The organism is Neobacillus sp. S1227 (assembly GCF_055385255.1).
Map to the genome: position 1 here is coordinate 1024357 of NZ_AP038276.1, position 16303 is coordinate 1040659.

General features: G+C 42.6%; 13 protein-coding genes. 9 read left to right on the forward strand and 4 right to left on the reverse strand.

All coding sequences use genetic code 11. The features are described 5' to 3' along the window. The first annotated feature begins 96 nt into the window (after positions 1 to 96). Complete coding sequence (locus ACZ5AE_RS05200; RefSeq protein WP_464570114.1) at positions 97 to 753, forward strand: amino acid ABC transporter permease; 657 nt, start codon at positions 97 to 99, stop codon at positions 751 to 753. Further along, positions 750 to 1472 (forward strand): amino acid ABC transporter ATP-binding protein, encoded by a 723-nt coding sequence (locus ACZ5AE_RS05205; protein ID WP_464570116.1) that lies wholly within the window; start codon positions 750 to 752, stop codon positions 1470 to 1472. The genes ACZ5AE_RS05200 and ACZ5AE_RS05205 overlap by 4 nt, the downstream gene beginning before the upstream one ends. A gap of 66 nt (positions 1473 to 1538) precedes the next feature. Here ACZ5AE_RS05205 and ACZ5AE_RS05210 read toward each other — a convergent pair whose 3' ends face one another. Further along, positions 1539 to 2042 (reverse strand): hypothetical protein, encoded by a 504-nt coding sequence (locus ACZ5AE_RS05210; RefSeq protein WP_464570118.1) that lies wholly within the window; start codon positions 2040 to 2042, stop codon positions 1539 to 1541. A gap of 266 nt (positions 2043 to 2308) precedes the next feature. Between ACZ5AE_RS05210 and ACZ5AE_RS05215 the strand changes: the two genes are divergently transcribed. After that, entirely contained in the window at positions 2309 to 5062 is a 2754-nt protein-coding gene (locus ACZ5AE_RS05215) for a dynamin family protein (RefSeq protein ID WP_464570120.1), read from the forward strand. Between the two features lie 103 nt (positions 5063 to 5165). Then, entirely contained in the window at positions 5166 to 5321 is a 156-nt protein-coding gene (locus ACZ5AE_RS05220; RefSeq protein WP_464570122.1) for a hypothetical protein, read from the forward strand. 179 nt (positions 5322 to 5500) lie between these two features. Here ACZ5AE_RS05220 and ACZ5AE_RS05225 read toward each other — a convergent pair whose 3' ends face one another. After that, positions 5501 to 6460, reverse strand: a complete 960-nt coding sequence (locus tag ACZ5AE_RS05225; protein WP_464570126.1) for a D-2-hydroxyacid dehydrogenase — start codon at positions 6458 to 6460, stop codon at positions 5501 to 5503. Positions 6461 to 6713: 253 nt separating this feature from the next. Between ACZ5AE_RS05225 and ACZ5AE_RS05230 the strand changes: the two genes are divergently transcribed. Both ACZ5AE_RS05230 and ACZ5AE_RS05235 read left to right on the forward strand, forming a co-directional pair. After that, positions 6714 to 7859, forward strand: coding sequence for an acyl-CoA dehydrogenase family protein (locus tag ACZ5AE_RS05230; RefSeq protein ID WP_464570128.1), 1146 nt, complete (start codon positions 6714 to 6716; stop codon positions 7857 to 7859). Positions 7860 to 7938: 79 nt separating this feature from the next. Continuing rightward, complete coding sequence (locus ACZ5AE_RS05235) at positions 7939 to 9516, forward strand: fatty acid--CoA ligase (RefSeq protein ID WP_464570130.1); 1578 nt, start codon at positions 7939 to 7941, stop codon at positions 9514 to 9516. Between the two features lie 54 nt (positions 9517 to 9570). Here the strand turns inward: ACZ5AE_RS05235 and ACZ5AE_RS05240 are convergent, their stop codons facing one another. Then, positions 9571 to 9744, reverse strand: a complete 174-nt coding sequence (locus ACZ5AE_RS05240) for a hypothetical protein (RefSeq protein ID WP_464570132.1) — start codon at positions 9742 to 9744, stop codon at positions 9571 to 9573. Positions 9745 to 10499: 755 nt separating this feature from the next. Here ACZ5AE_RS05240 and recQ point away from each other — a divergent pair. From recQ to ACZ5AE_RS05255, 3 genes are all read left to right on the forward strand, one after another. After that, on the forward strand, positions 10500 to 12629 hold the full coding sequence (recQ, locus tag ACZ5AE_RS05245; protein ID WP_464570134.1) for a DNA helicase RecQ: 2130 nt from the start codon (positions 10500 to 10502) through the stop codon (positions 12627 to 12629). Between the two features lie 263 nt (positions 12630 to 12892). Next, on the forward strand, positions 12893 to 14005 hold the full coding sequence (gene yfkAB / locus ACZ5AE_RS05250) for a radical SAM/CxCxxxxC motif protein YfkAB (RefSeq protein WP_464570136.1): 1113 nt from the start codon (positions 12893 to 12895) through the stop codon (positions 14003 to 14005). Between the two features lie 99 nt (positions 14006 to 14104). After that, complete coding sequence (locus ACZ5AE_RS05255; protein ID WP_464570138.1) at positions 14105 to 15031, forward strand: ketopantoate reductase family protein; 927 nt, start codon at positions 14105 to 14107, stop codon at positions 15029 to 15031. Positions 15032 to 15064: 33 nt separating this feature from the next. Here ACZ5AE_RS05255 and ACZ5AE_RS05260 read toward each other — a convergent pair whose 3' ends face one another. Continuing rightward, positions 15065 to 16291 (reverse strand): MFS transporter, encoded by a 1227-nt coding sequence (locus ACZ5AE_RS05260; protein ID WP_464570140.1) that lies wholly within the window; start codon positions 16289 to 16291, stop codon positions 15065 to 15067. Positions 16292 to 16303 lie beyond the last annotated feature (12 nt).

Genomic DNA, 16303 nt, shown 5'->3' on the forward strand with positions numbered 1-16303 from the left:
AAACTAGAATTGCGTAACTCTTACAAACTAGCAGTTACGCAATTTTTGTCTTAACGCATCACAGTTAAACACAAGGTTTAAATAGGGGGATTCATAATGGATATTCGTTGGGACATACTTGCTGAATATGCACCATTTTTTGCAAAAGGAACATTACTTACCATTGGCCTCTCCATTGCCAGTATTTTAATAGGCTCTGTCCTAGGACTAGCTATTGGTCTTGGAAAAATGGTGCAGAATAAGTGGCTTGCTTTCCCGTTTAAGGCTTATATTACGTTTTTCCGAGGAACGCCATTATTAGTGCAGATATTGTTAGTTCATTTTGGACTGATTCCGCTTATTGTAGGTGAAACAAATGGAATAATCGCTGCTATTACGGCCCTTTCATTGAACTCTGCAGCCTATGTGGCAGAAATTTTCCGTGCAGGTATTCAATCGATTGATAAGGGCCAGATGGAAGCCGCCCGCTCTCTTGGGATGAATCATGTTCAGGCAATGCGCTTTGTCATCCTGCCACAGGCAATTAAAAGGATGATTCCACCACTTGGAAACGAATTTATTGTCTTAATCAAGGATTCGTCACTTGCTGCCATTATCGCTGTTAAGGAATTGATGTATTGGGGACAAGCAATGCAGGGACAGTACTACCGTGCATGGGAACCATATATTACAGCAGCACTCATTTATTTGGTCTTAACTTTTTCACTCAGCTTACTGTTAAATCGACTTGAAAGAAGGTTGGCCACAGAATGATAGAAGTAAAGAATCTGAAAAAAACATTTGGACAGAACGAGGTATTAAAAGGAATTAACGTATCCGTAAAGCCTCAGGAGGTAGTAGTGGTCATCGGCCCGTCAGGATCTGGAAAATCCACCTTTTTACGTTGTCTTAATTTGCTGGAAACGATTACAGACGGTCAAGTTTGGATTGAGGGGACTGATATTACCAATAAAAAAACGGATATCAACGCGATCCGTACTGAAGTGGGCATGGTGTTTCAACAATTTAACCTGTTCCCGCATAAAACGGTCATCGAAAATATCATGCTTGCACCGACAAAGGTAAGAAAAGTCCCAGCGGAAAAAGCCCGGGAAAAAGGCCTGGAGCTTTTACGCAAAGTTGGTTTGGCTGAAAAAGCCGATGCTTATCCGGATTCTCTGTCGGGCGGGCAAAAGCAGCGGGTGGCAATTGCAAGAGCATTAGCGATGGAACCGAAAATCATGCTGTTTGATGAGCCAACCTCTGCGCTGGACCCGGAAATGGTCGGCGAGGTACTTGAAGTAATGAAGCAGCTGGCCAAGGAAGGGATGACTATGGTTGTCGTAACCCACGAAATGGGCTTTGCCCGCGAGGTAGGTGACCGTGTGATTTTTATGGATGGTGGCTTTATCGTCGAAGAAGGCGTACCAAAGGATATTTTTGAAAATCCTCAGGAGGGCCGGACAAAGGCGTTTTTAAGTAAAGTTCTATAGAAAAAGGAAGGAGGCAGCTGCCTCCCTTTTCTTTAGCTATCGCTTGGCGCAAGAAGAAAAAATCAGTTAAAGCTCGAATGCATTTACAATTTGATCAGCTTTTATTCTATTCTGACATAGCATAAATATTTGTGTTAAAAAGTCATCAACATCTAAATCGGAAGTTGGGAAGGGAATTTGAACGGAAGTGGAACCGAACATCTGTTTAAAATAGGCTTTTCGTTGATCATTTTTTCCGTCCCGCTTAAAAGGTTTGTAGCTCCAAATAATGTGAGGAGTTCCTTCAATATCTTGAACCTGCCGTAATTCTGCCAAGGTAGTAGACTTGTCATAAGCATATATAACTAAGTAATAGATGCCTTTCCGATGCCAATCAATAAATACAAGGTAACAGCCTGTTTCAGTACTTGGCCTATTTACTTCAAAGGCAGCTAAGGTAGTCTTCCCATTCGTCCATTGGTGGAATTTGGGTAATGTACCATTAACGGTTTCTAATTTCCTTATTTCATATTCAGTGGACCTCGAGTTTTCAATTTTTTTTGATAAAAATAAGGCCTGCTCCCTTTCCATAATAGATTTCTCCTTTGAATTATTTGTCTTATTATACTTTTTGAGAAGGTAAATAAGGAAGTATGGTCTTATTTTTATTTTTCAAAAATGACTGAGGTATTAAGTTTGTCTCGAAAATGAAATACAACTGATATAATTTACATAAAAACATTTGGTAAAATCGGTAAAAAGGGACTTATAATCCACATCACCTTCGAATAGTATGGGGAATAATTATGCCTCTTTACCATATATACAATAGAGTGTTGGCAATTGGGGGGATAGAAATGACGATTGAAGATCAGTTAAAGGATAAAACCTATTATAAAATGTTCATTAATGAACATGAAGATGAACACCCCATTAAGGTGCTGGGGGAGGCGTTTCAGGAGGAAGCCCGAAAGGATCTCCCGGATTTAACGCAGATTAGGTTTGCACAAGGGGAAGTTTATTTTCACCATAAAGATTTCGAGGCTGCAATTTTCAAATGGGAAAATATTATCAATGAGCTTGAACCATGGGCCAGGAAAAATACCGCTGATGCCTATTATGAACTTGGCCTGTTGTCGGCGGCGGAAGATATATATACAGTGATTGAAACCGATAATTCTACATTGAATGCTGAGGTCGCATTAAAGTTATTTGCTCTTTATATTGAGCGCAGCAAGATTGATGCAGCTGTGGCGGTCATTAAAAGAACGGTTGCCGCTTACCCTGATTACCCAAATGTCACAAATGTGGCCCGCGCTTTTTTTGAAGAGCGGGAGGATTGGGATAATGCCATTGAACTAGCGGTAAACGAAGCAAAGCGGACAGAATCACTTGAGTGGTTTGAAATTCTTAACACTTATGTGGAAAATGGTGTGACACGGGCGCTGTCACCGAGTTATTTTTCCCATGCCTTATTTAGTTTGTATGGCTTAAATAAGGAAAAATTTGAACAGCTTGTTTCATCGTTGTGGAACAGTTATAAGAATGAAAATTCCTATTTGCTTTGGATTAAGGAAATCAATCAATTATTGTTGAATCTGGAGTTAGATCGCCAGGATCAATTGCTTGAGCTTTCGCAGCTGCATAAAGAAACGTATTTTCACTATATTGGCGGTAAGTACTACATTAAACAAATTGACGATTTTCTACCGGACTTGCTGACAAACTGGGTACGTCTGGCTGATGACGGGAATGTTGTTGCAGCGGCAGCAGCTGTTTTGGCCTGGAACGAACTTTTTCCAGCAAGCCTCAGCGTCTCCATTGTAGAGGAGGCTGAACAGTTAATCAGCAAGACAGAGTGTGACATGGATGAACTTGAAGAGTGCTTGTCGTTATTGGAATCGATTATTAAATGGGCTGAATTCAACGATATGGGGAAAAACAACCGTGTGAACTGGATTGTTGACCAGCTTGTTGATTTCGATACGCAGCATCTGTTTGTTACTGGACTCGTAGGCAGCGGTAAGTCTACATTTATCAATACCATCTTTGGAGAGGACGTCCAAGACAGCCCAACTTCTTCCATTGTGATGTTTAAAAACGGCGAGGAAGTGGATATTACCGAAATAACTGACGAAGATGTTAAGCCGCTTTCCGGATTTACGGAGTTCCAAGAGCGTATGGACCGTCTTCGTAACGCGCTTGAGTCCATCATTGAATTTAAGCAGCCAACTCCTTTTTTACAGGAAAATAGTTTGGCTATAATTGATACACCGGGGTTAAAAGGGAATCAAAACGACCGTTTTGAGATTTTGAAGTATTTAAACCTTGCTGACTCTGTTTTGTTTGTGTTGGATGCGAATGCTCCGTTCACGGAAAAGGAGCGTGCGGTTGTGTCGCAAATCCAAGGACTTGCCCCTGACGTGCCGATTCATTTTCTGTTGAGTAAGCTGGATACCATTGTAAATGAGCAGGATGCCATTCAGGTTTATGAAGAAACGAAGCATGCGATTCATTCTTATTTGCCAGATGCCAAGCTGTTAGGTTTTTCTTCTCAATATGACCGTGTAAAGCAGTTAAGCGATCTCCAAGTGTTTATCAACTCAATTCGGAATGCAAGAAACATAGAAGATAAACGTCTTGCTAAACTATTATATTTTATTCGCGCGACGATTGCCGGTCTTTTGCAAAAACGACTTGACGTTGAAAACCGCTTAATTGAAACGGTTAATTGGAACGAAGAAATGAATATGAAGTTAAGTGGTGCTGTTCATCAATTGAATGACGAGGTATCGCAGAAAACAAAGACAATCACCAAGCTGTACCGCTCTGTAAAAGAATCGATTCAAGCAGATATTTTTGAAGCTATTCCCAAAATGATGTCAGAGTGCTCGAACTTGATCAAGGAAGACAGCAATTTCAGTACCATTCATTTGGACCTCAATCATGAGATGAACAACCGCATTCAGGATTATCTGGAGCAGCAGGTAATGCCGAATTACTTTACAAGGCTTCAGGAATGGATTAAGGGCTGCCGGGAGGAATTTGACCAAGGGCAGGATTTATTAATTGAGCGGGGCTCTGGTTTCAACCAAATGTATGGCGATGAGAGGCTTAGTCTTGACTGTGATTTTAAGGTGCTTGATGATTGGCGCCGTGATATCGACCGAATGACAAGCAGATTCGTGCTTGAGCCTGTCAATATTTTGTTGAAGCGGACTCCATCGCAGTTCTTATTGAAAAGTGCAGGGAAGCTGTTTGGGGCCTTGTCGCAGAACAAAACGATGGTATATAACAAATACAAGTCCTTTGTGGAAAACGAGGATTATACAGAGGTTGCTGCACAGGTCTGCCGCCAGTTTTTCCAGCCGTTCGAGTTATTTGAAAAATCGTTGGAGAGGGATGTCACTTGGTTTTTCAAGAATCCACTGGGTGTCTTAAAATCTGCAGTGGAAGAAACGCGCGGAGAAGTGGCATCAAACCGCGAAATGCTGAACAAGTTGAACGCCAACCCGCAAATGTTCCGCGACCCGCTGACGCTGTTCGAGGTAAGGCTGCGACAGTTTGAATGGATGACAGTGGCCGGGAAAGGAATGCAGACGATATATTAATAGTTTTGTTGGGAGATGTCCAGTGGGGCATCTTCTTTTTTTTGCTAAGGGATGAAGGGCAAAATAAAGGGGCGGTTGAGGGGAAATGTCCTTGATAAGCGGGATGAAGGACAAAACCAGGTGCCGTGAGAAGCGAAATGTCCATGATAGGCCGGATGAAGGGCAAAACCAGGTATGGACAGAAGCGAAATGTCATTTAAATACATTATGGAAATTTCCACAACACGATGAAAGTCCTTTGGACGACATCGGTGTCTGAAGAAACACTCGATAAAGCGCCTATGGCCTGCAAGCCAATCAATAAGATCTTTGAAAAATGAAAGAAACTGTCGTGATTGCAAGCTTTATTAATCGGTATTTAGCTTTAAGTCCAGTGAAAAATCTACTCCAGGAATATATAAAAAATAGAGAGAGAGACCGCACAAGTGTCTCTCTTCCTTAATACCCTTTTGCATAATCAACAAGATTAATAGAAGGAGCTTCTCCAGAAAGGTAGCTTTTTAAATTCGGTATCAAGATATTTTCGACGACACGTTCATTATAATGCTCAGTAGAACCAGAGGTGTGTGGAGTGATAATGACATTTTCCATTTCCCAAAGCGGACTGTCCTGGCTTAATGGCTCTTTTTCGAAAACATCAAGTCCTGCTCCGGCAATCTCACCTTCCTGCAAGACTTTGACGAGTTCGTCTTCAACCACGATTTCACCACGGCCGATATTAATAAAGAAGGCCGCAGGTTTCATGAGTTTAAATTGTTCAGTGCCAAACATACGGCGTGTTTCTTTCGTCAGCGGCAAGGTGACTACGACATAATCGCACTGCGGTAAAAGTGCGTCCAATTGATTGGTAGTGTACATCTCATCGACAAACTCTGCCGGCTGGCCCGAATGCCGTACACCAATAACCTTCATTCCAAAGGCTTTGGCAATTTTTGCGGTTTCTTTTCCGATTGTTCCGATCCCGATGATGCCAATCGTTTTTCCATGGATTTCGAGTTTCATATTACCATGATGCCAGGTTTTGGCTTGCTGGTTTCGTACATATGTATGGATCTTTCGGGTTAGACCCAGCATTAAGGCAAAAATGGTTTCAGAAATAGGATAGGCATGCACGCCGCTGGCACCTGTTAAAAGAACATTATGGGCTTCCAGTTTTTCAAGCGGCAAGGTATTGACACCGGCACTCCAGCTTTGCAGCCATTTCAGTTTTGAATCAGGCGCAAGGCAATAATCATCAATACCTTTTTTCCATCCGGCAATGATTTCAGCATCCTTGGCATGTTTCTGCCAGATTTCTTTTTCTTTGCTTGCTACCAATTCCCACTCAGGGACCACTTCTTTAATTTGACTAAGCAGGCTTTGTTCAAGGTTATGAGTAATTACAATTTTCCTCCGCAAGTTTTGGTTCCTCCGTTCATTACAAATCTATCTAAACTAATGATATAGGAATTTTCAAAAAAAGGTAACTGATTTGACCTTTTCTAGTTAATTCTAAACGTAAAAATCAATAGCACCCGCAATTTGGTCAGTAGAAAGGAGCACTGACAACTTTTATGTGGAAAAGTAAAGATTAAAAATACAAAAAAGTCTCTGTTTTTGTTAGAATAAAAAGTAGAGAAAGCGCTTTCTATAGAAAGAGAGGTTTGTAGAAATGAATCATCCTTATTTAAATGAAGATCATGAAATTTTTCGCCAGTCTTTAAGAAAGTTTTTAGAAAAGGAAGCATATCCCTTTTATGAGCAATGGGAGGAAAATCGACTCATTCCCCGCTCCTTTTGGACGAAGATGGGTGAGCAAGGCTTCCTATGTCCAGACATCGATGAAAAATATGGCGGCAGTGGGGTAGATTGGGGCTTTTCGGTTGTTATTAATGAAGAACTTGAACGAGTCGGAACCGGTACGATTGGAATTGGGCTTCATAATGACATAGTCGTCCCATACATAACTGCTTATGGAACAGAGGAACAAAAGCAGCGCTGGCTGCCGAAGTGCGTCACTGGTGAAATCATTACCGCGATTGCGATGACGGAGCCAGGGACCGGTTCTGACCTTGCCAATATTAAAACCACAGCCAGGCTTGAAGGAGACCACTATATTGTTAATGGACAAAAAACGTTTATCACCAATGGTATTCAATCGGACCTTATCGTGGTGGCGGTGAAGACCGATCTGCAGGCAGTACCAAAGCATAAGGGCGTCAGCCTGCTGGTCATTGAGCGGGACGCTCCTGGATTTTCTAGAGGCCGCAAGCTGAACAAGGTTGGTCTCCATTCCCAGGACACGGCAGAATTAATTTTTGAAGACTGCCGGGTGCCAAAAGAAAACATCCTAGGAGAAGAGGGAAAAGGCTTCCTATATTTGATGGAAAAGCTTCAGCAGGAGCGCCTTTTAGTCGCGATTGGAGCGCAAACAGCAGCGGAAGTGATGCTGCAAAAGACGATTGAATATATAAAAAGCCGTGAAGCATTCGGAAAACCAGTCAGCCAGTTCCAAAATACGCAATTCAAAATTGTCGAAATGGCCACCGATATTGAAATGGGCAGGGCCTTTTTGGATCAGTTGATTGCCGAGCATATGGAGGGGAAAAACGTCGTGACCAAGGTGTCCATGGCAAAATGGAAGCTGACAGACATTGCCAAGAAGGTTGCAACCGAATGTATGCAGCTCCATGGCGGCTACGGTTACATGGAAGAATACGAGATTGCCAGAAGGTTCCGTGATATTCAAGTAGGAGCCATATATGCAGGTACCAACGAAATTATGAAAACCATCATTGCGAAAAATTTAGGATTATAAAAAACCACATGATAATGATGGCAATTGGCCGCTGGCCGATTGCCTCCTTATAAATCAAAATAAAAATGGAGGCGAGTAAATGAGCAATACGACTATCGGTAAAATTTTTGAATTAACAGTCCAAAAGTACCCCAACAAGGAAGCCCTCTATGATGTCCGTAAAAATGTCCGCTACTCTTATAAAGAGTGGAATGAGCAGGTTAATCGCCTGGCAAATGCCCTCCTTAAACAAGGAGTGAAAAAAGGCGACCGTGTCTCCACCTTCATGTTTAATACCGAGGAACTAGGAACCGCCTTTTTTGCCTGTGCAAAAATCGGTGCCATCTTTAACCCCATCAACTTCCGCCTGATGTCGGAAGAAGTAGCGTTTATTTTATCCGATGCCGCGCCAAAGGTTGTTATTTTTGAAAAAGCGTTGGAGCCTGTGATCACGGCTATTGCCAGCCGCTTTGACAAAATCTCTTTCTGGTTTATTGATGAAGAGGTTCCGGCCTATGCCGCCAGCTACCAAGAAAAACTCGCCTCCGCCACTGCAGAAACAATCCAAGCCGAAGTAAACGAAAATGATATATATGCCTTTATTTATACGAGCGGAACAACGGGACGACCTAAAGGGGTCATGCATAGCCACCGCAATATGGTCGACCAAAGCCTGCTCTGTGTTGCCTCTCAAAAACTTGAAAAAGAGGATGTCGGCCTTGTGACAGCCCCAATGTTCCATTGTGCCGAACTGCACTGTGCATTCCTGCCAAGGGTGCAAATAGGGGCGAAAAACGTCGTCCTGCATCAATTTAATCCTAAGGTGATCCTGCCATTAATCGAAAATGAAAAAATTACAAAGTTTTTTGCAGCGCCTACAATGTGGAATATGCTTCTGCAAGAAGATCTGAGCAAGTACAATACTGAAAGCCTGAAGCTAGGCTTATATGGTGCCGCACCAATGGCGCCATCACTCGTTCATGCTCTCCATGACCGCTTGGGCATCTCCTTGATACAGGCCTACGGGATGACAGAAATGGGCCCTGCCATAACCTTCCTGTCGGAAAAAGACCAACTCAGAAAAGCAGGTTCTGCAGGACAGGCTGGATTAAACCATGAAATTCGCGTTGTCAGGACCCGGGAGGATGGACCGTCCGATCCAGATGATGTCTGCCCAGCAGGAGTAGCAGGAGAAATTATTGTAAGAGGGCCAAGTATGATGCTTGGCTATTACAATCGTGAAGAGGCTACAGAAAAGGCGATGTATAAAGGTTGGTATCATTCAGGCGATATCGGCTACATGGATGACGAAGGTTATCTATTTGTAAATGATCGTGTTGATGACATGATCATCAGCGGCGGTGAAAATATTTACCCGCGCGAAGTTGAAGACGTGCTCCATGCACATGATGGGGTGCTTGATGTGGCTGTCATCGGACAGCCTGACGACCGCTGGGGGGAAACCGTCACTGCCTTCGTTGTAAAAAAAGACCCGAATGTCACGGAACAGGAACTAGACGAATATTGTAAAAACAGCAATAACCTAGCAAACTATAAACGTCCGCGCAAATATATTTTCTGTGAAGCGCTGCCGCGGAACGCCAGCGGAAAAATCCAGAAATTTGTTCTTCGCAAACAGCTTGAGGAATTATTCAGCCCGGATTCAACGAAAAGGTAGGATTTAAAAAGAAAAAACAGCTTCAAATTGCGAAGCTGTTTTTTTGTTGCGAAATTATACTGCTTTCTTTCCTATTTCTGTATTGCTTACTGATATGCTTGCAAGCTGAGATTCTAACATTGCTAATTCTTGCTGTTCTTTTTCCTTAAGACCATTCATAATAACTGATGTTAAATAAAATCCAGTAATAAATAAACCGATTGTAATTATCCAGGCAGCAGCAGCCATTAATAATTCCCCCTTTTATTAACTTAATTAAATTTTAAATAATGTTTATTTCTTTTTGTGTGACATATGTCACATAAAACAGGGGTAAAATTTGAACATTTTTAAAACTTTTTTATCGGTTATGAAAGTCCTATTTTTGTTCCATAATGGTTATAAGATTTCAAAAACTATTTAAGGGCTGAGTGAATTTGGATATAAAGGAGTAATCTCTTTACCATCACGGATTATCTCTTTATATCTCTCCTCCCAGCGTGTTGCCTGTATAACTTGCTGAGTACCACCGCCCGAAATTGCGCAATTCCCGCAAAGAAATAATCGGTGAGTTAGTGGCTGATATTAAATTGCAACCCGCTTCACCTAGTAGGTTTTAGTCTATTTATTTTGGGTCATGGTAGTTATGAAAGATTCATAACTACCAAACGATTGAAAAAACGTAGTCTCAGTTGTTTTAAAGTACATCATAGCGACCCGACAGTGAAAAGAGCCGGAGCCCCGTCGTTATGAAGGTGCTCATAACTACGTACTGATTAAAAAAAAAGAGTCCCCAGTCGTTATAAAAATTTCATAACGCCCAAACGCCTAAAAGAACCGGAGAGTCGTTATAAAAGGCTCATAACACCTGAACGAAAAAAGATATCAATTCCTGAGTCGTTATGAAGATTCACCAAACCATAAATATTCAATTTTTCCTATCTATTTGAAAGTAGTATAATAGAGGAGATTAAACTATCTTCAAAGTAAAAGGAGGACTTCCCTTGTTTGAACAAGCACTTCCCCTGCTGCAATCCCACTTTGGCTACAGCTCCTTCCGCACCGGCCAAGAGCAGGCCATACAATCCGTTTTAACAGGAAATAACACCATTTGCGTCATGCCGACCGGCGGTGGAAAATCGATTTGCTACCAGATTCCTGCTCTCATTCTCCCGGGCACCACCATTGTAATCTCTCCGCTGATTTCGTTAATGAAGGATCAAGTTGATGCTCTTATCCAGGTAGGAATTCCAGCTACTTTTATCAATAGCTCGCTTAGCTTTCAGGAGGCATATAACCGAACCCAGGCGGCAAAGTACGGAGAATACAAATTATTGTACATAGCACCCGAGAGGTTGGAATCGCACGAATTTATAGAGGATCTAAAAGACATGGAAATCCCGTTGATAGCCGTGGACGAAGCGCACTGTATTTCGCAATGGGGCCATGACTTCCGTCCAAGCTATCGGCATATCCAAAAGATGATTCAAATGCTGCCGCAGCGGCCAAAAGTAATCGCCTTAACTGCAACAGCAACACCAAGAGTGCGGGAGGATATTTGCAGCCTGCTGGATATAGATGTACAAAACACTATTATCACAGGCTTCGAACGTGAGAATCTCTCATTCTCGGTCATTAAGGGACAGGACCGTCTTAAATATCTGTTAGATTATCTAATAAAGAATGATAAAGAGGCGGGCATCATATATGCTGCAACAAGAAAAAATGTCGATATCCTTTACGAACGGCTCAGAAAGGAAAACATCAATGTCGCCCGCTATCATGCCGGAATGGGGGATGCGGACCGTGCCAGCGAGCAGGAACGGTTCCTAACCGACCAGGCTTCCGTCATGGTGGCAACATCTGCGTTTGGAATGGGAATCGATAAATCCAATATCCGCTATTGTATTCACCTGCAGCTTCCCAAAAACATGGAAAGCTACTATCAGGAAGCGGGCCGTGCCGGCCGTGACGGACTCGCCAGCGAATGTATCGTGCTTTACTCTCCGCAGGATGTGCAAATTCAGCGTTTTTTGATTGACCAATCCAGTGACAGGTCCAGAATGACTCAAGAGCTTGAAAAGCTCCAGCAGATGGTCGATTATTGCCATACAGAAAGCTGCCTGCAGGAGTTTATTTTGCATTATTTTGGTGAAGCAGAAACGGTGCCCTGCGGCAGATGCGGGAATTGTACCGACGAAAGGACAAGCATTGATGTAACAAAAGAAGCACAAATGGTATTGTCCTGTGTCATTCGAATGGGACAGCGCTTTGGTAAAAATATCACAGCACAGGTATTAACAGGCTCGAAAAATAAAAAGGTCACCGAAATGGGTTTTGAGACGCTATCAACCTATGGAATCATGAAGGACAAAAGCGCAAAGGATGTCAGTGATTTTATTGAGTTTTTAATTTCGCAGGACTTGCTGACGATTGAGCAGGGGACCTTTCCAACCATTTATGTATCATCAAAGGGAAAAGAAGTGTTACTCGGGAAGCAGCGGGTACATCGCAGGGAAACTGTCCAGGTGAAACAAGTATCAAAGAGTGACCCATTATTTGAAGAATTAAGGGAAGTTCGCAAACGGATTGCTGAAGCCGAAAAAGTCCCTCCGTTTGTAATTTTCTCAGATGCATCGCTAAAGGATATGTGTGCCAAGCTGCCCAAAACAAGTGAGGAAATTTTAAATGTGAGCGGTGTTGGGGAACACAAACTTCAAAAATATGGATTGGAGTTTATCCAAGCAATTCGAGCGTTTTTAGAGGAAAACCCAAACTACCAAAGCGAATTGGAACCTGAACCGGCCGCGGCAAAAAAAACGGCGAATAAAGCAGTGACAGATTCACACTTAGAGACATTGAACCTGCATCAAGGCCAATTATCCATCCAGGAAATAGCCGAAAAGCGCGAGCTCGCAGTAAGCACCGTCGAAAATCATTTGCTGCAGTGCGCCCAGCAGGGACTTGCAGTTGATTATACAAGGCTGGTTCCCGGCGAGTACATTTCACTTTTAGAAAAGGCAGTGGAACAAGCAGGCCGTGACCGCCTGAAACCTATTAAAGAATTACTTCCAGAAGAAGTGAGTTATTTTATGATTAAAGTATATGTGTATTTTTTAAGCAAAAAGAAATGAAATATATGGCTGTATAAGGCGAAGTGCCGGGTACAGCCTTATTTACAAGGGGAATAGAAATTCCAAAAATTTCATAACAATTGTCGATATTCCTATAAATTTGTTCTATTTCCCCGGCAATTTGTCGATGAACGGATGATGCAGATCGAAAAACATCCTTCTGAATATAAACGTTTTGGTGTTCATAAGCTTTTGTATACCAACCAATCCACAAATCGGCTATAATAATTAAGTTTGTTAGAACCGATTTAAAGGAGCAAATCATGAAAACTATGAAGAAAATTTCCCCACAGTATGATCCTTGGGAAGCCTATCTCGACATTGAACAGTACGGAAAGCCGCAGTTGACCAATATCGAATTCACCACCACAACACTATGTAATATGCGCTGCGAGCATTGCGCGGTCGGCTATACCTTGCAAACAAAGGACCCAGAGGCGCTTCAACTCGAATTGCTTTTACAAAGACTGGAGGAAATCCCGACACTCAGAGCGCTAAGCATTACCGGCGGTGAACCGATGCTCTCTCTTTCCTCGGTGAAAAATTATGTCGTTCCCATTTTAAAATACGCACATGAACGAGGTGTTAGGACACAAATCAACTCCAACTTAACGCTAGACCTCGACCGTTATGAATTAATCATTCCTTTTTTGGACGTCTTACATATTTCGCATAACTGGGGCACGATTGATGATTTTGTCGAGGGCGGTTTTGCCCGAATGGAAAAAAAGCCAGAATACTCGCAACGGGCAAGATATTTTGAAAGAATGATAGAAAATAGCCGCGAGCTTGTTAAAGCAGGTGTTATGGTATCCGCCGAAACAATGTTAAACAAGCGGACACTGCCGCATCTTGAAAAAATTCACCGGCAAATTGTCGATGAGATGCTTTGCCAAAGGCACGAGGTGCACCCAATGTACCCAAGTGACTTTGCCAGCAATTTGGAAGTGCTGACACTCGCTGAAATACGAGACTCAATCCATCATTTACTGGACATCAGGGATGAAAATACTTGGATGCTGTTTGGCACGATACCGTTTTATCCGTGCAGTAATAAAGAGGAGGACCTTAATCTATTAAAACGGCTAGATTCCAGTAAAAATGTTACAGTCAGAAACGACCCCGACGGCCGCTCCCGTCTAAATGTTAACATCTTCAACGGGGATATCATTGTAACTGATTTTGGTGACACTCCTCCGCTTGGTAATATTCAAACGACAAAGCTTCAAGATGCTTATCAAACATGGCAGTCCTCCAATCTGGCCAAGGAACTAAGCTGCCACTGTCCATCCGTAAAGTGCCTTGGCCCAAATATTCTTGTCAAAAACAGCTACTATCAAGACATTGATTTTACAAAACGGCAGACCAATATTTAAAAGCAGGATGACACATCATCTTGCTTTTTTGCTTAATCTTTACTAATAATTCCCTTATACTAGAAACATAGACCAATTTATACATAGGAGGTTTGTAGCATGAGGATTTTAGTTGTTGGCGCAGGGGCCGTTGGCGGATATTTTGGCGGACGCTTGCAGGAAAAAGGCGTTGATGTCACATTTTTAGTAAGAGAAGGAAGAAAGAAGCAGCTGGACCAAACCGGACTTGTCATTGATAGTATTCATGGCAGCGTCACGCTAACACCAAAAACAATTTTGTCGGGGGAAGAAGCGGGTCCATTTGATTTAATCCTGCTCTCGACAAAAGCCTATCACCTGCAAGGTGCCATTGATAGCTTCCGGCAATATGTAAATGAAAAGACAGCCATTCTTCCATTATTAAACGGTATCTCCCATATCGAACAATTAGCAAATGAGTTCGGCCAAGAACGGATCATTGGCGGCCTGTGCTTTATTGAAACTACCCTAGACCAAGAGGGAAGAATCATCCAAACAAGCCCAAGACACGATATTGTCTTTGGTGAATTAACCGGTGAAAAGACAGAAAGAATTTTAAAAGTTGAAGATGCCTTCAGCGGCACTAGGTCTGGCTATCGGCTAAGTGAGAACATTAATCAGGATTTATGGAACAAATATTTGTTTATTTCGATGATGTCAGGAATTACAACTCTGATGAGGGCGCCGATTGGACCAATCAGAGAAATGCCAAGCGGACGGGCAACTATCGAAAAACTGTCACAAGAAATCATTTCCGTCATGAACAAAATTGGCGCCCCTCTGCCTGAAGATATTGCAGCACTTCAACTTAATCAGATTGATAGCTTGGGATATGCGATGAAATCCTCGATGCAGCGGGACATGGAGAAGCAGCTTTCTGTAGAAGCGGATCATCTTCATGGGTATTTATTAACTGCCGCCCGTAAAGAACAAATTCAGGTTCCGGTTTTAGAAGCTGTTTATGCCAATTTAAAAGTGTATGAATTGCAGCTGCAACAGATCCAATAACATGATAAAAGGGTGAGCACAATTGCTCACCCTTTATGCTGTATGCTTTGCCAGTTCAGGATGCTTATGCATGGATACGAGCAAAATCACACCGCTAATGATTAATAATGCGCTGGTACTGATAAATACAGCCGAAAAACCAAGATATCCTGAAATAAAGCCGCCGAGCATAGGGCCAATGATGTTACCGAGAAACCTCAGACTGTTGTTATAGCCAAGAACCTCGCCCTGCATGGCAAGAGGTGCTTCCTGACGGATATAAGCGATTCGCACCGGAATAATCCCACCGATGGCAACCCCAAGAACAAACCGAATGATGACCAGCTGCCAAAGATTTGTAACTGCTGCTCCAGGTAAGTAAATAATTCCTGCAAGGAAAAGGAGAATCACCAAAATCTTAATATAACCGTGTCTATCTGCAATTTTTCCCCATCTTCTAGACATCAATAAATTTCCCAGGCCAGCAGCAGAAAAAGCAATTCCTGAATAAAACGCGATATTTTTAGGGCCATGAAGTTCGCCGACAAATAATGATAGAATTGGCTGAATACTAAAATGGGCGATTTGGACAAGGGCTGAGATAAGCAAAACAGTCAGCATGATCGGATTATGGATGATATGCTGGACAACTTCTTTGCTTGAATAGTGGGACTTCACTCCCTTTTTTACTTCCATTCGTACTTCTTTCACTGCCAGCACAAGCAGGGCCGAAAGGAAAATCGTAACGGAAGTCCACTTAAAGGTGTCTGCATAACCAAATGTATCCGCAAGAATCCCTCCGAGCATTGGGCCTAATAAGGAACCGGTAATACTTCCGGTTTGCAGAGTGCCGAGGACGCGGCCGGCAATTTCCTTCGGTGTTTGTGTAGAGATAAGTGCCTGAGACATCGGAATAAATCCCGAGAAGAAGCCCATAAAAAAGCGGAGCATGAAAAGCTGCCAAACCGATTGGGCAAACCCAATTAACAGAATTGAGATAGCCATTCCCATTCCGGAAATGATCAGGATTTTTCTTCTGCCATAACGGTCGCCGATCCGGCCCCAAATCGGCGAAAAGAGGAAGGCGGACACAAATGTAATACCGAATGTTAAGCCTGACCAATGCTGGACATATTGCTTCGAAAAATCACCCAGTGACTCGATGTACAGGGAGATAAACGGCAGAACCATTGTCATGCTGCCAGCTACAAAAAAGTTGGCAAACCACATGATGGCCAAATTTCGTTTTGTCTGGTCCTGTTGTTTCAAGTTAGATAACACTTCTTTCTGTAA

Excerpts from the sequence above, each read along its gene's own strand:
- ACZ5AE_RS05200 (WP_464570114.1), top strand. The coding sequence starts at position 97 with ATGGATATTCGTTGGGACATACTTGCTGAATATGCACCATTTTTTGCA.
- ACZ5AE_RS05205 (WP_464570116.1), top strand. The coding sequence starts at position 750 with ATGATAGAAGTAAAGAATCTGAAAAAAACATTTGGACAGAACGAGGTA.
- ACZ5AE_RS05240 (WP_464570132.1), bottom strand. The coding sequence starts at position 9,744 with ATGGCTGCTGCTGCCTGGATAATTACAATCGGTTTATTTATTACTGGA.
- ACZ5AE_RS05230 (WP_464570128.1), top strand. The coding sequence starts at position 6,714 with ATGAATCATCCTTATTTAAATGAAGATCATGAAATTTTTCGCCAGTCT.
- ACZ5AE_RS05235 (WP_464570130.1), top strand. The coding sequence starts at position 7,939 with ATGAGCAATACGACTATCGGTAAAATTTTTGAATTAACAGTCCAAAAG.
- yfkAB (WP_464570136.1), top strand. The coding sequence starts at position 12,893 with ATGAAAACTATGAAGAAAATTTCCCCACAGTATGATCCTTGGGAAGCC.
- ACZ5AE_RS05255 (WP_464570138.1), top strand. The coding sequence starts at position 14,105 with ATGAGGATTTTAGTTGTTGGCGCAGGGGCCGTTGGCGGATATTTTGGC.
- ACZ5AE_RS05210 (WP_464570118.1), bottom strand. The coding sequence starts at position 2,042 with ATGGAAAGGGAGCAGGCCTTATTTTTATCAAAAAAAATTGAAAACTCG.
- ACZ5AE_RS05215 (WP_464570120.1), top strand. The coding sequence starts at position 2,309 with ATGACGATTGAAGATCAGTTAAAGGATAAAACCTATTATAAAATGTTC.
- ACZ5AE_RS05220 (WP_464570122.1), top strand. The coding sequence starts at position 5,166 with ATGAAGGACAAAACCAGGTGCCGTGAGAAGCGAAATGTCCATGATAGG.